This is a genomic window from Flagellimonas profundi (assembly GCF_017313275.1).
Classification (GTDB): Bacteria; Bacteroidota; Bacteroidia; order Flavobacteriales; family Flavobacteriaceae; genus Flagellimonas; species Flagellimonas profundi.
Genome location: NZ_JAFLNM010000005.1, coordinates 198,551 through 215,466, shown reverse-complemented (window position 1 = coordinate 215,466; position 16,916 = coordinate 198,551). Strand labels below are relative to the sequence as shown.

11 protein-coding genes and 2 tRNA genes are annotated in these 16,916 nt (G+C 41.5%); 5 read left to right on the top strand and 8 right to left on the bottom strand.

The window, feature by feature from the left end:
* The first annotated feature begins 11 nt into the window (after positions 1-11).
* Together J0654_RS17490 and J0654_RS17485 are read left to right on the top strand one after the other, a co-directional pair.
* Positions 12-425, top strand: coding sequence for a 6-carboxytetrahydropterin synthase (locus J0654_RS17490; RefSeq protein ID WP_207030397.1), 414 nt, complete (start codon positions 12-14; stop codon positions 423-425).
* A gap of 26 nt (positions 426-451) precedes the next feature.
* Positions 452-526, top strand: a tRNA-Val gene (locus J0654_RS17485).
* A gap of 158 nt (positions 527-684) precedes the next feature.
* Here the strand turns inward: J0654_RS17485 and J0654_RS17480 are convergent.
* From J0654_RS17480 to J0654_RS17460, 5 genes are all read right to left on the bottom strand, one after another.
* Positions 685-1,635: a glycoside hydrolase family 5 protein gene (locus J0654_RS17480; RefSeq protein ID WP_207030396.1), complete on the bottom strand. Its 951-nt coding sequence runs from the start codon at positions 1,633-1,635 to the stop codon at positions 685-687.
* Positions 1,636-1,805: 170 nt separating this feature from the next.
* The gene (locus tag J0654_RS17475) at positions 1,806-2,840 is read right to left on the bottom strand and encodes an IPT/TIG domain-containing protein (protein ID WP_207030395.1); all 1,035 of its coding nucleotides are present in this window, start codon (positions 2,838-2,840) and stop codon (positions 1,806-1,808) included.
* An 18-nt stretch (positions 2,841-2,858) separates the two neighbouring features.
* On the bottom strand, positions 2,859-4,421 hold the full coding sequence (locus J0654_RS17470) for a RagB/SusD family nutrient uptake outer membrane protein (RefSeq protein WP_207030394.1): 1,563 nt from the start codon (positions 4,419-4,421) through the stop codon (positions 2,859-2,861).
* Between the two features lie 10 nt (positions 4,422-4,431).
* A complete protein-coding gene (locus J0654_RS17465) occupies positions 4,432-7,608 on the bottom strand; it encodes a SusC/RagA family TonB-linked outer membrane protein (RefSeq protein WP_207030393.1) in 3,177 nt (1,058 codons plus the stop codon).
* A 283-nt stretch (positions 7,609-7,891) separates the two neighbouring features.
* On the bottom strand, positions 7,892-8,770 hold the full coding sequence (locus J0654_RS17460; RefSeq protein ID WP_207030392.1) for an AraC family transcriptional regulator: 879 nt from the start codon (positions 8,768-8,770) through the stop codon (positions 7,892-7,894).
* Between the two features lie 559 nt (positions 8,771-9,329).
* Between J0654_RS17460 and J0654_RS17455 the strand changes: the two genes are divergently transcribed.
* Both J0654_RS17455 and J0654_RS17450 read left to right on the top strand, forming a co-directional pair.
* On the top strand, positions 9,330-11,168 hold the full coding sequence (locus J0654_RS17455; protein ID WP_237686044.1) for a sodium:solute symporter family protein: 1,839 nt from the start codon (positions 9,330-9,332) through the stop codon (positions 11,166-11,168).
* A gap of 16 nt (positions 11,169-11,184) precedes the next feature.
* Complete coding sequence (locus J0654_RS17450; RefSeq protein WP_237686043.1) at positions 11,185-12,360, top strand: glycoside hydrolase family 130 protein; 1,176 nt, start codon at positions 11,185-11,187, stop codon at positions 12,358-12,360.
* Between the two features lie 150 nt (positions 12,361-12,510).
* On the opposite strand, the gene J0654_RS17445 is transcribed toward J0654_RS17450, so the two are convergent.
* The gene (locus tag J0654_RS17445) at positions 12,511-13,596 is read right to left on the bottom strand and encodes an SGNH/GDSL hydrolase family protein (RefSeq protein ID WP_313784008.1); all 1,086 of its coding nucleotides are present in this window, start codon (positions 13,594-13,596) and stop codon (positions 12,511-12,513) included.
* A gap of 186 nt (positions 13,597-13,782) precedes the next feature.
* Here J0654_RS17445 and J0654_RS17440 point away from each other — a divergent pair.
* Positions 13,783-13,862, top strand: a tRNA-Val gene (locus J0654_RS17440).
* 13 nt (positions 13,863-13,875) lie between these two features.
* Here the strand turns inward: J0654_RS17440 and J0654_RS17435 are convergent.
* Both J0654_RS17435 and gldJ read right to left on the bottom strand, forming a co-directional pair.
* Complete coding sequence (locus J0654_RS17435) at positions 13,876-15,150, bottom strand: UDP-N-acetylmuramoyl-tripeptide--D-alanyl-D-alanine ligase (RefSeq protein ID WP_207030391.1); 1,275 nt, start codon at positions 15,148-15,150, stop codon at positions 13,876-13,878.
* A 66-nt stretch (positions 15,151-15,216) separates the two neighbouring features.
* A complete protein-coding gene (gldJ, locus tag J0654_RS17430) occupies positions 15,217-16,866 on the bottom strand; it encodes a gliding motility lipoprotein GldJ (protein WP_207030390.1) in 1,650 nt (549 codons plus the stop codon).
* Positions 16,867-16,916: the final 50 nt, after the last annotated feature.

The following is a 16,916-nucleotide window of genomic DNA, read 5'->3' as shown; positions in this document are numbered from 1 at the left end:
ACCTTTGCAGTATGATTGCTACAATTTGCAGAAAAGCCCATTTCAACGCCGCACACAGGCTCCATAATCCCAATTGGAGCAAGGAGAAGAACATTGAGGTGTTCGGTAAATGCAACAGTCCAAGTTTTCACGGTCATAATTTTGACCTAGAGGTGAGGATAAAGGGCGAAGTTGACCCCGATACTGGTTTTGTGATGGACCTGGCCGATTTGGGTGCTTTAATAAGGGATGAGGTAGAGGAACGTTTTGATCACAAAAATTTGAACGAGGATTGCCCGGAGTTCAAGGACTTGCTTCCGACAACCGAGTATTTTGTAAAAGTGATTTACGATATCCTGAAACCCAAGCTAAAAAAGGGGCATTTGTTGCACATAACGTTGCACGAGACATCAAAGAACTCTGCAGAGTATGGAGATTGGGATTAATTTCCGATATTGCAGCCCATTTTAACGGGATATTAGCTCAGTTGGTTTAGAGCGCTGTCTTGACAGGGCAGAGGTCACTGGTTCGAATCCAGTATATCCCACTTTTTCTACCCATATTCAGCTATCCTTTTTCTTAGTTTTTGGTTACTGCGCTCCAATTGTTCGTTTTGGTGCCGCAAGTTCCCTATGGCCTGTTCTGATAGGTCAGGATTTTAAACATGCTCGCTGTGTAAGGTATCAATTGTATGCAAGCTTGAATTTACCTATTTAATTCTTTCAGGTATTCCTTGCATTTTATTCCAGATTCCTTCAATTGCCCCAATTGCCATTTTCCTTTGGATTTGGCAGAGGGTCTCAGCATTGAACAGGTTTCATTCTTGTCCGATATGGACCAAGTAATCCAACTAATTTTCCTTGCTTCCATCCAGTTAATATATGCTTGCCATTCTTCATAATCGATAGGGCCGTCGCCAGTTGCCTCCATTCCAGCCGATTCGGAAACAAAGATTGGTAACCTTTTTGCCAAGGCCTCATCAGCGCGGTCACGCAACCATTTTTTATGGGTGCCCGCATAGAAATGCAGGGTGTACATCAAATTGGCATATCCTTTAATGGGGTCATTTGCAGGTAGGTGAATGTCTTGGTCCCAATGGGGTGACCCCACTAAAATAATGTTATCTGGGTCGTTGGAGCGAATCACTGAAATAATCTCCTCTGAGTAGGTTTTTATCTCTTGCCAACTTTCCTCATCTGGCTCATTGAAGATTTCATATATGATATTTGGGTGATGACCGTACTTTTTGGAGATTGAATTAAAAAAGTCCTTTGCTTCTTTCAAGTTTATATTATGGCTATGCCAATCAATGATCACATAGATACCTTCCTTTATGGCACCCTTTACCACGGCTTCAATCTTTTTTGTTGAAAATTTTGGGGCATCAATATATGCCATGTCATTTAGCTCAATGCCCATGGAGGCACGAATTACATTGATGTTCCAGTCCTTTCTTAGCCACTTTACAGCACTCTTGTTATAAAATCGGGGCCAAAGGCAATGCCAGCCAAAACTCACGCCCCTCAACATTAACGGTTGCCCATATTGGTTTGTCAATTGGGTGCCCTCAACATGCAGCCTGCCATTCTCTTTAACGAATTGGCCGGATGATGTAGTAATTACTGTAAGAAATACTATTATGGTTAATTTTCGCATTACTGATTTTTTGGAAAGGAATTGTTTTTATACTAATCGGATTGACTTTTTTGCCAAGAATAAATTTCAAAAGTGCATCTTGAATTCAAACCTTATTGACCTACTGTAAATATCCCCTGTAAGGTTTCTTACAGGGGATTTGGAATTAAAAAAACTAACTTAAAATTGGATTATTCTTTTAAAATGTATCCAATATTGTCAAAGTAATATTCACCGCCATTGCCTGTAAATTCTTGGAATGTTATATTCTGGACATGGTCTGCATTGAGCAGTTCTTCCCAGGTGAACGTATATTCTTGCCATTCAGGGGTAACATCAAAAATCGGGGGATTTGCCTCCCAATTACTATTGAAGACCAATTTCAACATACCGCCATCAGGTCCTTTTATGGAAATTCGTATTCCGGCATAATCGGCAAGTTGGTCATCCCAAAGCCAATTGCCTTGAATATTGTCCCAAGCCCCCATTTCCTTTTTATAGTAGGTTGTTCCCTGTGCTGCAGTGGTATCGGTATGATAGGTATGGTTGTTCCATGGTTCAACATCCCAGCCAAAGTACCATATATCATCATATAGGGCCGTACCTACGGCATAGGTGGAGGTTACGGAGCCCGAAATGGTGGTCACGGTAACATATTGTTTGTCTGCCCCGGCCGGAGTTTTTACCACGATTTCCGTCAATGTGCTCGAAATTACCTCGGCTTCGGTAGTGCCAAAAGTCACTATGGGATCTAAAAAGAAATTTCCGTAGATAGTGACCTCATCACCTTCATTGGCATTTACAGGATTAAAGCCCCGTAGTATCTGCGGTGCTGGAGGTGCAATCACAAAATGGTAGGCAACCGACCCTGACGAGGTGACCAACATAATTTCATCCGATACGTTTTCGTATGGTGTATCCTCATCAACAGTTACAAAAATGCTACTATCGGTAACCAATGTTGGATTAAAATAGGTGTCTGTATCGTTGATATATATTTTTTCAAGGCCCATAAAACCTGATCCTCGGATAATGTACATGTTATTGGCATATCCAATCGAGGTTGGGGCCAAGTCTCCTTCCTCTGCCTTGCTTACCGAAGTAATGACCGGGGCAGCGGTGAGAGCATCATCAGTGTCATTGGTTGAGCAAGATGACACTATGCCAATAAAGATCGATGCCATCAAATAGAGGGCCAATTTGTATTTTATCTTACTGTTTTTCATGATCATGATATTTTGAGTTTAATTAAACGTATAGGGAACGGGGTCTTCCAACAGAAAAGGATTTCTGGCAACATCCGTATCTGGATAGGGTAAATGGAAATCACTCTCGGTAGGTGTAAAGTAAACAGCACCATTTTTGTCTCCTCGGTTTTGTTCGCTCATAATGGCTATGGCATCCGCTCTAGGGATTCTCCCCAAATCGAACCAATAATCTCCTTCGAAAGCAAGTTCCAGTCTTCTTTCTTTAAAAATGTCATCAAAAGTAATTGAAGACACACTTGGCAAACCGGCCCTGTTCCTTACCGCATTGAACGATTGCAGGGCAGCTGGATCCGTAGTGCTGCTGCCACCCGCCAAAATGGCTTCGGCATGGATCAATAATAGTTCGGCATACCTCATGATATAGGTGTTGTTTTCCATCATGCCATAAGCATCTGTGGGTCCTGCGGAATCTGTACCAGCCTTGCCCACTACATATTTTTTTATTCCTGCACCGGAAACTTGGGCATCAATATCATCTGGAACAATTAATCCAGCACCATCTGCTGTTGTGATGTTCGGGTATTCATCACCGGGCAGCATTATGGTTTCCTTTCTTCTGAGGTCACCGGGCCCAAAGGCCGTTAAAATGTCCTGTGAAGGGCCAAAAACCCCACCATAGGTAGTGTTGGTTATAAAGGAGGAATACCCAAATTGTGTATTGCAGTTGCTGGCCACACCATAGGCGCCGTTGGTTTTCCATTGAAGGGCAAAAATGGACTCTTCATTATTGTTGTTGTTTGTCAAGAACAGATCTCCAAACGATTTTTCGGGTAATTCGCTTCCGCCCAACAGTTTGAACTCTCCGCTATTGATGACCTCTTCCGCCAATGCCCTGGCATTTGTATAGTCCTCCTGATATAGATATACCTTGGAGAGCATTGCTTTTGCGGAGCCTTTGGAAACATGACCGTTATTGGCATAATTGGAGCCCCTTACTTTCGACTTCAATTTTTCAATGGCGGTCTGATAATCCATTTTAATGAGCTCATAGATGTCCTCGATCCGGTTTGTGTTGATCAAGGGAGTATCCACATGATCCAAGTTGTTCTCAATAATGGGTACGGGTCCCCAAAGCCTTACCAAATAGAAATAGGCAGTGGCCCTTAAGAAATAGGCTTCACCCAAAGTGTTTTCCAAAACGTTTTGATCAACTTTGGAACCAACCCTTTCGGCTAAAAAATTGATAAGTGCATTGGACTGGGCAACAGTAGCCCATAAGGATTTCCATGCATTTTCCAGTTCACCGTCCGTGCTCGAAAGAGAAAAGTTCCGCATACTGGTAACATCACTGGAATAGGAGTGCATATTCCCAGACCCAACTTCTGTAATGGCAAAGAAGGCCTTGTTGTGGAAATTGAACCAAGTTTTGTTGTACATGGCATTGGTTGCCGATTCCACTTGGTCGTTTGTACTATAATAATTGTCCAATGTAATGGAGTCTTCCGCTGGTCGCTCCAAAAAGTCTTTCTCGCAAGCACCCATTAATAGGGTCAGTACAGTAAAGCTCAGTAGCTTATATGTTTTTAAAATTCTTTTCATGTTATTTTTATTAAAATTCAAGATTCAATCCAAAAGAAATGGTTCTCGATGCGGGGTATCTACCATTATCGATGCCGTTTAAGAGCGGATTCTGGTTTACAGAACCCACTTCTGGATCATAACCGGAATAATTGGTGAACGTATAAAGGTTTTGGACACTGCCATATACCCTTAGCCTGTTTACATTAAATTTGCTGATGACATCCAAAGGCAATGAATAGCCAAGGGTTAAATTTTGAATCCTTAGATAAGAGCCATCTTCCAAATAACGATCGGACATTACAAGGTTACTGTTACTGGCACTGCCAATTGGCCTTGGAAGGCTGGCATCTGGATTTTCTGGGGTCCAGAAATCCGAGGCTATCGCCAACTGATTTTGATATAATGTGGAGTTTGTGGTATTGCTCCTTCGTGTCAGGTTAAGGACATCATTTCCATATGATCCTTGTAGAAATATGGAAAGATCGATGTTCTTGTATTTGAAGTTGTTGGTGAAACCGAAAGTGAAATCAGGGTGTGGATTGCCAATATAGGTTCTGTCTTCCTCATCAATACTTCCATCGCCATTGATATCCCTGTATTTTATATCCCCTAAAAAGGTTTCACCGGGTTGTTGCCCAACAGCTTGTCCAAATTGTATTGGAGCGGAATTCAAATCGTCCATATCCCTGAAAATACCTTCAACCTCGTATCCATAGAACATACCGATGGGTTGCCCTTGTGCTGTTTTGGTAACGGTCAAGGGGATATAGCCATTGGTGTTGATCACGCCTGTAAGATTTAAACTGTTGGGAATGCTGGTCACTTCATTTTCGTAGTGGGATACGTTCAATGATGTGTCCCATGAAAAATCACTTGCTTCAATGGTCTTATAGCTAAGGGTGGCATCAAATCCTTTATTACGCATGTCCCCAATGTTTTTATAGGGCGATGCTATACCGCCTTCCCAAGTTTGCCCACCTGTTAAGATCAATGGCAATGGCAATGGAAAGAGAAAATCCTTGGATTTCTTTTCATAGAGGTCCACATTTGCTGACACCCGTGAATCCAATAAGGTAAAACCAAGACCCAAGTTGGTCTGTACCTGTGATTCCCATGTTAAATTTGGGTTCGAAATATTGTCCACCAAGAAACCTGTTCCAAGACCGGAGCCATAGGCGGTCAATGTTGAGGTATAACGGTTGTTCGGTATTTGCTGGTTTCCGGTTTCCCCATATCCCGCACTTATTTTTATGTTGTCCATAATGCTTTTGAAACCTTCCATAAAGGATTCGTTGGAAAGCTTCCATGAAATGGCCGCAGCGGGAAAATATCCCCATTGCTTACCGGGAACATTGGGGTCGAATTTTGTGGACCCATCTGCCCTATACGAAGCGGATAGGCTATATCTATCGTTGAAGTCGTAGATGACACGTCCAAAAAAGGATAATAGCCCTTGGCTCCCTTGATACCCTGTAACTGTGGATGAGGTTCCGTCCGATACGTTCAAGGTCTGTACATCATTGGACAGAAAGCCGGTGCCATAGGCAATGATACCTTCCCAATGGTTGTCGTTGACCTCATTTCCTAAAAGCACGGTGATTCTATGTTTGTCCAATGATTTGTTGTAGGTGAACAAATTTTTAAGGTTGGTGGAATACCAATTTTGTCTTCTAACGTTAAGATCTGCAAATTCATTGATATTGGTTCCCCATTCATAGGTAGGAGTAAATTCATTGTTTTCTGAAAATTCGGTGCTTGCTCCAAATTCCACACGATATTTTAACCCTTCGAACAAATCAGCTTCGGCAAAGAGGTTCCCCAAAAAGTTTTTCCTGACGAGCTTGTTGGTCTTGCTCAATGCTAAGGCCACGGGATTGAAATAGGTCACAGCCTGATCATTTGAAGGTGGCCCGGCAAAACTTCCGTCCAAGTTCCTGACCGGTATGTCCGGCGCCTGTAACAAGGTATTGGTTAAGATGCCATTGTAATTGGAATTGGTTGTAACATCCTGATTGGTTATGGAACCACTCAAAAAGGCACCAGCTTTAAGCCACTCCTTTACCTGGGCCTCTAAGTTCAGTTTTACGTTGTATCGTTTGAGTCCGGACCCAATTACGGTACCTCTTTGGTCTAAATAACCGCCGGACAAATAATAGTTGACACCTTCCTTACCCCCTGATATGGATAGCTGATGGCTTGTTACAATGGCGGAGCGGGTAACTTCTTCCTGCCAATTGGTGCCTTTTCCCAATAGTTCGGGATGTGAAAACTCTGGTCTTAGCTGTTGACCATTGACGTCGGCCAGGGCATTTTGCAACTTGGCATATTGCTGTAAATCCATTACATCCAAAAGTTTGGGAATATCTTGGAACCCAGTATAAGTGTCATAGGTGATTTTTCCGGTACCTCTCTTCCCGGATTTTGTAGTGATGATGATTACCCCATTGGCACCACGCGACCCGTAAATGGCAGTGGCCGATGCATCTTTCAACACATCGACGGACTCAATATCGTTAGGGTTCAATAAAGCCAATGGACTCACGCTGTTATTTCCTTGGGAAGTGAAATCACCACCTACAATGGGTCTTCCGCTGGTGGAACTATTAACAGCATCACCGGAAATTGGAACACCGTCAATAACGTATAAAGGTTCATTTGTTCCGCTTATGGAGGTTATTCCCCTGATCTTCACCGATGAAGCTGCCCCAGGTTGTCCCGAACTGTTGGTGATGGTGACCCCGGAAACCTTACCTTGTAGCATTTGGTCGGCATTGATCTGTTTCAAATCTTTCAGGGCATCTCCTTTTACAGAAGAAATGGCACTGTTTACATCGCCCTTTCTTTGGGCGCCATAACCGATTAAGACCACCTCGTCCAGATTTTCCGTGCTTTGCTTCATGACCACATTAATGGTCGTTTTTCCTTTTACGGTTTGCTCTTGGCTGGCAAACCCCAGATAGCGAAATACCAGTATGGCATCATCGCCTTGAACAGATATGGTATAATTACCGTCAAAGTCAGATACGACACCATTATTGGTACCTTTTTCAATAATGTTCACTCCCGGAAGTGTCACTCCATCTTCATCGGTTACAACCCCTTTGATTTGTTGTGCAATGACGCATTGGCCAACAAAACCGAACATTATCAAAAGATAAAAGTGTATTGCCCTACAACAAATGCTCTTTAAAATTGATTTTTGCATACCCTAGTTTGTTAGTAGTTTTAGTTAATTATGAATTGCTAATCAACGCTGCTGAATTTTTTTGATTTTATCAAACAAAGCGCTGTTTTTTTGTTGAATTCAAAATTAGAGCAAATGTCGTCCTTGAAGTAATATTATTTTTTCGATTACCAATAGGATATTTTGACTAAATGACTTAATCAAATTGAAATAATCGACTGTGTGATTGGTTCACGAAAAGGTAAGTAGTTTAACATGCAGTGAGAAATACCTGCATTTTATATAAGTAAATCGATTTTTTGTATTAAAGGACTCTCTTAATGCCAGAAAACTCGTTCTTGTATTGGCTTGGCGTGCAATTTTTTAATTTCTTGAAAACCCTATTGAAGTTGGCGATATTATTAAATCCACTGCTAAATGCTATTTCGGAAATACTGACATCCTTTTCCAATAATCTCATAGTGGCATAGCCGATTCTTACATCATTTACATAATCAACAAAGGTCTTTCCTGTTCTTTTCTTCATGAACCTATTAAAGGATCCCTGGCTCATGTTTACAAGCTTGGCGACCTCGGACAAGGTTACTTTTTTGTCAAAATTTTCCTGAACATAATCATAGACCTTTTTTATTTTATCACTGTTCTCAAAACTTTCCCTGTCCACGGTGTAGGTCGAAAGGAGTCTTTGGTTTCTTGAATTAGATAGGTCGTACAATATTGAAACGAGCTCCAGAAAATAGTCCATACCGTCCATTTTGGATACCCGGGAAATCCTTTCGTAAGTCTCGAAGGCTGTTTTTTTGGAAAACAAAATGCCGTGTACCGACCTGTCCAGCATATTCTTGATGGGCTTCATAATTTTTCGCATCAATAGTTCGTCGTTGAACAGGCTTTGGTGAAATTGTATGGTTATCTCGTGTATTTTTGTGCTTTTGCAAGTGTTTGTAACCCAGCCATGATGTAGGTTCGGCCCTACTAGGACCAGTTCAAGGTCATCAATCTCCTCAATGCTGTCGCCCACAAAGCGTTTAACGCCTTTTCCATTGCCTATAAAGTTGAGTTCGTACTCTGGATGAAAATGGATAGGAAAGTCAAATTCGCTTTTCGTCCGGTCAAAAACGAGGAAACTGTCCTCGGGGGTCAATGGTGTGATTTCTCGGTGTACATTCTTCAATAGGCTCATTTATGGTGTCATTATATTTTATTAGAATGGTAAAATAATACAATAATTATATTCTTGATTGTGATTAATTTTGAATCATTCAAATTCAATACAACAAAATTACATTTTTTATTTTTTTTGAATTAATACATTAAAGATAGTTAAAGGAAAGAAAGAAAAACTGAGAAAAATACAAATACGATTCTGTAATTCTTCAATCCATTGTTTTTGTTGAGTTCTTGTAAAACGACATATAATATGTCTTACAAAAAATCAGCTCCAGTTGATACAAAATATTTAAATGCTGTTAAAAAAATACAACAATAACTGTATTATATTTCATAAGAAGGTTTTGGGATTGGTCTGGAGGGCATTCCCACGGATAACTGGTTTACAAAGGTTTTATATCTCAATATGATGAGATTAGGGATATCATGGGTCCTATTTTTGAGGAACCACAATAAAACACATCATTACCTCCCCTATAAAAGCCATGATGGCGAAGAAAATTTCGAAGCTTTCAAAAATCTTTCGCGGACCTTGTTACTATAAGACATTAACAAATTGAAACCATAGAAGCATGAAATTGCTCAATGTTGCGGATATTTTGATAATTATGGCCTATCTCATCACTGTTGTTGTCATAGGTTTTGTGCTCAGGAAGAAGGCGCAAAGAAGTAAAGACGATTATCTGTTGGGGGGTAAATCCATCCCATGGTATATGCTCGGTCTTTCCAATGCATCCGGTATGTTCGATATATCGGGTACAATATGGTTGGTGACCTTGATGTTCGCTTACGGTATCAAAAGTGCTTGGATACCATGGTTATGGCCTGTTTTTAACCAAGTGTTCCTTATGGTATATCTGTCCAAATGGTTGAGAAGGTCCAATGTTACTACAGGAGCTGAATGGATAGGTACACGGTTTGGATTTAAAAAGGGAGCGAAGTATTCGCACATCATAGTGGTAATCTTCGCCTTAATCTTATGCTTGGGCTACTTAGCTTATGGTTTTATAGGGTTGGGCAAGTTTATAGAAATTTTTATTCCTTGGGAATTTGTGAAGAATCATGTTCCCTTTGCTGTTTCCCCTGAACTTGTCCCTCATTTCTACGGGATAGTTTTTACGTTATTTGCAGTTTTCTATTCTCTTTTGGGCGGTATGTCGGGTATTGTTTGGGCAGATGTTATCCAATTTACGATCATGACGGTAGCCGCCTTGGTGATCGGCTATTTGGGTTTTGTTGCCATTGGCGAAAATACACTTCTTGTACCCAAGGGATGGCTGAGTCCTTTCTTTGGCTGGGAGTTGAACATGGATTGGAGTTCCATTATTCCCGAGGTCAACCAAAAGATAAGTGAAGATGGGTTTGGGCTGTTCACCATTTTCTTTATGATGATGGTCTTTAAGGGAATGTTGGTCAGTGTTGCGGGACCTGCTCCTACTTATGACATGCAAAAGATATTTTCAACAAAGTCGCCATCAGAAGCTTCAAAAATGAGTGGATTTGTATCGGTGGTATTAATGCCCATCCGATATTTGATGATTGCTGGCTTTGCGGCCTTGGCTTTGGTCTACTATGAAAAACTGAATTTGTTGACGGTATCGGGCAATGTTGACTTTGAACTGATTCTTCCTGCAGCAATAATGGAATTTGCTCCCATAGGCCTATTGGGACTTTTATTGGCAGGTTTAATCGCAGCATTCATGTCAACCTTTGCGGGTACCTTGAATGCAGCACAGGCCTATTTGGTAAACGACATTTATTTAAAGTACAAAAACCCTTATGCCAGTACACGCCAAATAAAGAATATGAATTATACTACAGGTCTTGTTGTGGTTGTTGTGAGCATTGTTTTGGGATTGTTCGCCAAAGATGTAAACTCTGTGTTGCAGTGGATTGTTTCGGTACTATATGGAAGTTATGTGGGGGCCAACATTTTAAAATGGCACTGGTGGCGTTTTAATGGAGAAGGTTTCTTTTGGGGTATGGCGGCGGGACTATTGGCAGCAGCCATTGTTCCAGAACTGTTTCCAGACATTTTGGAACTATACCTTTTTCCCATCCTGCTGGTAGTGTCATTGATCGGTAGTATAGTGGGCACATACACGGCACCGCCAACAGATCAAGAAATACTGAAATCTTTTTATAAGAATATTAGACCCTGGGGCTTTTGGAAGCCCATCCATAATAAACTGGCTGAGGAAAATCCGGACTTTGAGGGAAACAAGGCATTTGGAAGAGATATGTTTAATGTTGTCATGGGTATTACTGCTCAGACCACTTTGGTGATTATACCCATGTATGTGGTGTTTAGGCAAGAGATACCTCTGTACATTTCGTTGACTATCTTGGCAGTTTGTCTGTTCTTTTTAAAAAAATACTGGTGGAACACATTGGAAGAAAAATTAAATTAACATAAATAAGAATACATTGTATAAATCAACCCATTCAATAGAAGCGGTAAAAGAGCGCTATCAAAAATTAATCGATAGGCCAAATGAGCCCATTACATTATCAAACGGAATTTACAGAAGATATAAAAACCCCATTGTGACAGCAGGCCACATCCCTGTTCATTGGAGGTACGATCTAAACCCAAAAACAAACCCCAATGCCCTAGAGCGTATAGGGTTTAATGCCGCTTTTAATGCAGGTGCTATAAAATGGAACGGTCGCTACGTATTATGTGTTCGAGTTGAGGGCAATGACAGGAAATCCTTTTTTTCCATTGCGGAAAGTCCAAATGGCATTGATCATTTTAAATTTTGGGACAAACCTTGCGTTATTCCACAAATAGAAGGGAACCCGGACATAAATGCCTATGATATGCGATTGATTGACCATGAGGATGGTTGGATCTATGGTATTTTTTGTGCGGAGCGCAAAGACCCTGATGCTCCTTTGGAGGATACCAGTGCCGCTATAGCAAGTGCAGGTATTGTACGAACGAAGGATTTGAGACATTGGGAACGTTTGCCAGATTTGATCACCAATTCTGGGCAGCAGCGGAATGTTGTGCTTCATCCTGAATTTGTCAATGGAAAGTATGCCATTTATACCAGGCCCCAGGACGGATTCATAAGTGTGGGCAATGGAGGCGGTATCGGCTTGGGCTATATTGATGATATCACAACCCCGGTAGTAAAGGACGAAAAGATAATCAATAACAAAGTCTACCATACTGTTTATGAATTTAAGAATGGATTGGGCCCTGCCCCCATAAAAACGGAAAAAGGATGGTTGCATCTTGCGCATGGGGTACGGAACACCGTGGCCGGTCTACGCTATACCCTGTATATGTTCATGACGGATTTGAATGACATTTCCAAAGTGATACATCAACCTGCAGGCTACTTTATGGCACCCGAAGATGATGAAAGGATAGGGGATGTATCAAACGTATTGTTTGCAAATGGATGGATAGCTGACGATAACGGAACGGTCTATATCTATTATGCATCATCGGACACAAGAATGCACGTGGCTACATCAACAATGGATTTGCTAGTGGATTACTGCACAAATTCACAAGAAGATAAATTTACTTCAGCTGGTTCTGTTGATACCGTATTGGAACTCATTAAAAAAAACAAAGGGATGTATTGATGGTCAGCGCCTATGAACAGCTGAAATTGGGGTTCAGCTCCGAGCTAAATAACATTTCGGACTATCGGGTCAACAATATCTTGGGTCAAGAACATGGAGGGTTTGTGGGCAAAATAGACCATAATAACAAAATAGTTCCCAAAATCGATTTTATAGTAGTTTTCTGAAAAAAGGAGTTAACTTTTGGGCCATTTTCTTGTGCTCTTCAACACTTGGGTGCCATAAACAGCCATTAGTATATGTAGAGTCAAACTCAAACAACAGAACGGACTTGTTGTGGTTTTGTGCAAAATAAGATTGTACCTCTTTTAGGCAAGAGACCAAAAGTGTGTTTTTTTCCCCACCTACCATGGGACTGTTCAATAGTACGATCTGCGTGTTGGGGTAGTGGCCGTACACCGTTTTTATAAAATTGATATAATTGGCCGTGTATTTCTCCTTGTTAAAAGGCAAGCGTGGCTTTACGCCATCACCATTGGACAGATCGTTGGTTCCCAGGCAAATACTGACAATATCTGGGGTGCGATCAAAATTGTTCCCAATGGTATCATCAGTGTTGAGGTATAAATTTTCATAGACTTGGGGCATAATGGGTTCCTCGATGTTCTCATCGTTCCAATTTCTGTACATACCTATGCCCGAAACAGAACTCAAGGTAAAATCTGCCTGCAATGCCCGGGCTACATTGGCCCCATAAGAGAAGTAGACGTTTTCATGGTCAAAGTATTCTCCTGTATCACAAGGTACGGTACTACCATCGGCTGCCGCACCACAGGTTATGGAGTCGCCAATGAACTCAATATAAGGTTGGGAGGAAAAATCGTTCTCCAGAATCTCCTCGACCTCTATCCCATGTAACAAAACATAGCCATTGCTGGCTTCGGATTCCTTGATGATTTTTAGTGAATGCACCTTCTTTTCGGCAGAGACTTCCACATGGTATTCCTGTACGGCACTGCTCTCTATTTTTGTCCTTCCAAGGTAATTGCCATCCAACTCAAACGAAACATAATTGTAGGGCGGGTTTTCTCCCTTAAGGTAAACTTTGCATTCGGTCCCTGAAAAATTTATGGAGACAGATGCACCTGGGGAAATCAGGGCAGCATCGTTGTCAAGAAGCTGGTAACGGCCGCTATATTGAAAATTTTCATTGTCAGCTCTAAATTTTGTTGGTTTTGTCCCTGTGCAATTGAACAAAATCGCAAGGATCAACGTAGGTAGTATTTGGGTGTTCACGGTATTTTTTTAAACAGTAAACTTAAGAAAACCTTCGCTCTATTCATAGCTTTTCTCTGTCCGGGTTTTAAAAAACAATAGCGGTTGGTTTAATGCGAATCGCATAATTTGGTGGGTTTAACATCACATTGGTTATTTGTTTTTCTAGATATGATCGTAACCAATTGTAGGAAAGCCCATTTTAACGGGATATTAGCTCAGTTGGTTTAGAGCGCTGTCTTGACAGGGCAGAGGTCACTGGTTCGAATCGAATCCAGCATATCCCCTTTTACCTTCCAATTACAACAAATCCAACACCCGTTCCAACGCCATTCCTCGCGAACCTTTGATCAGCAATGCCCCTTTTTTCAAAGGGTTTTTGGAGAGATATGCCTTTAGATCATCAAAAGATTTGAACTTTTTCAGCTTGGTATGGGTGCCATGGAAATTTTCCCCGACCAAATAGGCATCATCAAAGCCCAATTCGATTACAACATCTGCAATGGCCTGATGTTCTTCGGCTGCCGTGTCCCCAAGTTCGAACATATCGCCTATGATCAAGGTTTTTCTTTGGGCGTCCATCAAACTAAAGTTTTCCAGAGCAGCTTTCATGCTGGTAGGGTTGGCGTTATAGGCATCCAGTACAATATCAAACCCATTTTTGGACAGTAACTGGGACCTATTGTTCTGTGGCTGATAGGCTTCAATGGCCGATTTGATATCGTCTATGGGGACGTTGAAATATTTTCCCATTAAAATGGCCGCACAACAATTGGGAAAGTTGTACTTGCCCACCAGTTGCGTTTGTATTTGAGTGCCCTCTGCCTCCAAGGAAACAAAAGGGTCCACCCCAAGGAATTTGATGTTGTAATAGTTGGGGTCGTTTGTGCTAAAACCCATCTTTTTGGTGTAGTTCGCCAACTTCCCTTTTTGAATGTCATCATCGGCATTAAAGAAAACGTAGTTGTCGTTGGCCATTAAATAATCATACATTTCGCTTTTACCTTTGATAACGCCTTCCACGCCTCCAAATCCCTCCAAGTGGGCTTTCCCAAAATTGGTGATGTAGCCAAAATCGGGCTGGGCAATGCTGCACAGAAACTCGATTTCCTTTTGATGGTTGGCACCCATTTCCACAATGGTGATTTCGGTGTCCTCCTTTATGGAAAGCAAGGTCAGGGGAACACCAATATGATTGTTGAGGTTGCCTTGGGTGGCAATGGTTTTGTATTTTTTGGAGATGACCGCGTTGATGAGCTCTTTGGTCGTTGTTTTTCCGTTACTGCCCGTTAACGACACTATTTTGGCCTTTGAATAATTCCTGTGATAGGTTGCCAATTGTTGCAAAGTGCCCAAAACATCTTCGCAAACAACAAATCTGTCGGACGTTTTAAATTCTTTCTCGTCTATTACGGCATACGCAGCACCTTTGTCCAAGGCTTCCTGGGCAAATGCATTGCCATTGAAATTGGGGCCCTTTAAGGCAAAGAACATACAGTTTTCGGTGATTTTCCGAGTGTCCGTACATATTTTTGGGTGCTCCAGAAATAGAGCGTGCAACTCTTCCATTGTCATAAATCGAAGATAAAAAAAAAGCCCCGACCTTTTGGCCGGGGCTTTTAAAATACTCAAGAAGTTATTTTATCTCGCTTTTTTGTGTCGTACCGTTTTCTTGGTCCTGGATTTAGATCCAACTCTGGACATGGCACATCTAAAGCCGATATCGTCCGTTGCCATATACTGTGGCAAGTATCTACGTTGTGCGGGATCCAACCAGTAGGCGCGATCTCTCCAAGATCCTCCTTTGTAAACTCGAACTTCGTTGTTGATCAAAGAGGTTCTGTAGTTGGACTCATCATACTGACGAACCAATTCGCCTTCGTCGTTTCGTTCTACTTTATGTTGTGGAGAATCGTACATTCTTTGATTGTCTTCTTCATCGCTAAAACGACTGAAGAATCTTGAAGAACCTGGGTCACCATCTCGGAACCCTCTGTTGTCACTCTTGTCAAAGTTGGTCCTCAAGTAGGTTTCTTCTTCTGTAACAGGAACTTCTTTTATTTCCCCGGGAAGATTGACAGCCACAATTTTACCGTTCGGTAAGGTGTCATAAACAATATTATCTTCCAAAATTTCAACTTTTCCGTCTTCGCCAATGGCTTTTTTCATAAAGACGTTTCCACGATAGTAATTGAAGTCACTTATTTCGTCATCAACAATTGGACGGTATACATCTGCCACCCATTCATTCACGTTACCGGCCATATCATACAGTCCAAAATCGTTGGGCTTGTATGATTTAACCTCCCCGGTAATATCGGCACCATCATCGGACCAACCGGCAATACCGCCGTAATCACCTTTACCTTGTTTAAAGTTGGCTAATTGGTCTCCACGTCCTACACGTTGTCCATTTCGAGTGTAATCACCCTCCCATGGATATTTTTTTCTACCTCTGTAATTGTTGTACTCTCTGGTTCCAACTAGGGCCTGTGCTGCATATTCCCACTCTGTTTCGGTAGGTAGTCTGTAGGCAGGCATTATTATACCGCTACTTCTTTTGGCAAAGGCGTTGATAGAGTCTTGCTTTTGTTTTCCTTGTAGCGAGTCAATTTCGCCTCCATAAACAGATTCTGGATTGTTCAAATAAGCTTCTGTGCTAAAAGTACCATCCAACTCGCCGTTCAATACTTTGTATTTAGTGTCTTCAGCCAGGTAGCCCTCTCTTTCCAGCATAACTTCATTTACCCTGTCCGTTCTCCATTCTGCATATTGAGTGGCTTGTACCCAGTTAACACCAACAACGGGATACTCTGCATAAGCCGGGTGCCTTAAATAATTGTTGGTCATGGTTTCGTTAAAGCCCAATCTGTTTCTCCAAACCAAAGTGTCTGGTAGTGCACCTTTATAAATATTGGCATAATTGGGGTTGTCGGGAGGATATACTTCCTTCAGATAGTCCAAGTATTCCAAGTACATTACATTGGTCACCTCGGTTTCATCCATGTAGAAAGACTGAACATGCTGTTGGGTCGGAGTGTTGTTCCAATCATGCATGATATCGTCTTGGACCTTACCTTTGGTAAATGTTCCACCTTCCACAAATACAGTCCCTGGAGGAGTTTCTTGCTCTTTAAAGTCCGAATTGTATTGAAATCCTCCTTCTTTGGCATTAATTTTCCAACCAGTGGCTCTGGAGACATTCTTTGACGAGGAAGAGTTTTTACAACTTGAAAAACTTCCCATTACTACGGCGCAAGAAAGTACAACTTTGATTAAGTGTTTTTTCATAATTTGGGCTTGAGTACTTTAAAACTCAGGGCTTTATACCCTCAGTAACT

Coding starts and splice junctions, on each gene's coding strand:
- gldJ (WP_207030390.1), bottom strand. CDS start 16,866: ATGAAAAAACACTTAATCAAAGTTGTACTTTCTTGCGCCGTAGTAATG.
- J0654_RS17465 (WP_207030393.1), bottom strand. CDS start 7,608: ATGCAAAAATCAATTTTAAAGAGCATTTGTTGTAGGGCAATACACTTT.
- J0654_RS17460 (WP_207030392.1), bottom strand. CDS start 8,770: ATGAGCCTATTGAAGAATGTACACCGAGAAATCACACCATTGACCCCC.
- J0654_RS17435 (WP_207030391.1), bottom strand. CDS start 15,150: ATGACAATGGAAGAGTTGCACGCTCTATTTCTGGAGCACCCAAAAATA.
- J0654_RS17470 (WP_207030394.1), bottom strand. CDS start 4,421: ATGAAAAGAATTTTAAAAACATATAAGCTACTGAGCTTTACTGTACTG.
- J0654_RS17455 (WP_237686044.1), top strand. CDS start 9,330: ATGAAATTGCTCAATGTTGCGGATATTTTGATAATTATGGCCTATCTC.
- J0654_RS17475 (WP_207030395.1), bottom strand. CDS start 2,840: ATGAAAAACAGTAAGATAAAATACAAATTGGCCCTCTATTTGATGGCA.
- J0654_RS17480 (WP_207030396.1), bottom strand. CDS start 1,635: ATGCGAAAATTAACCATAATAGTATTTCTTACAGTAATTACTACATCA.
- J0654_RS17490 (WP_207030397.1), top strand. CDS start 12: ATGATTGCTACAATTTGCAGAAAAGCCCATTTCAACGCCGCACACAGG.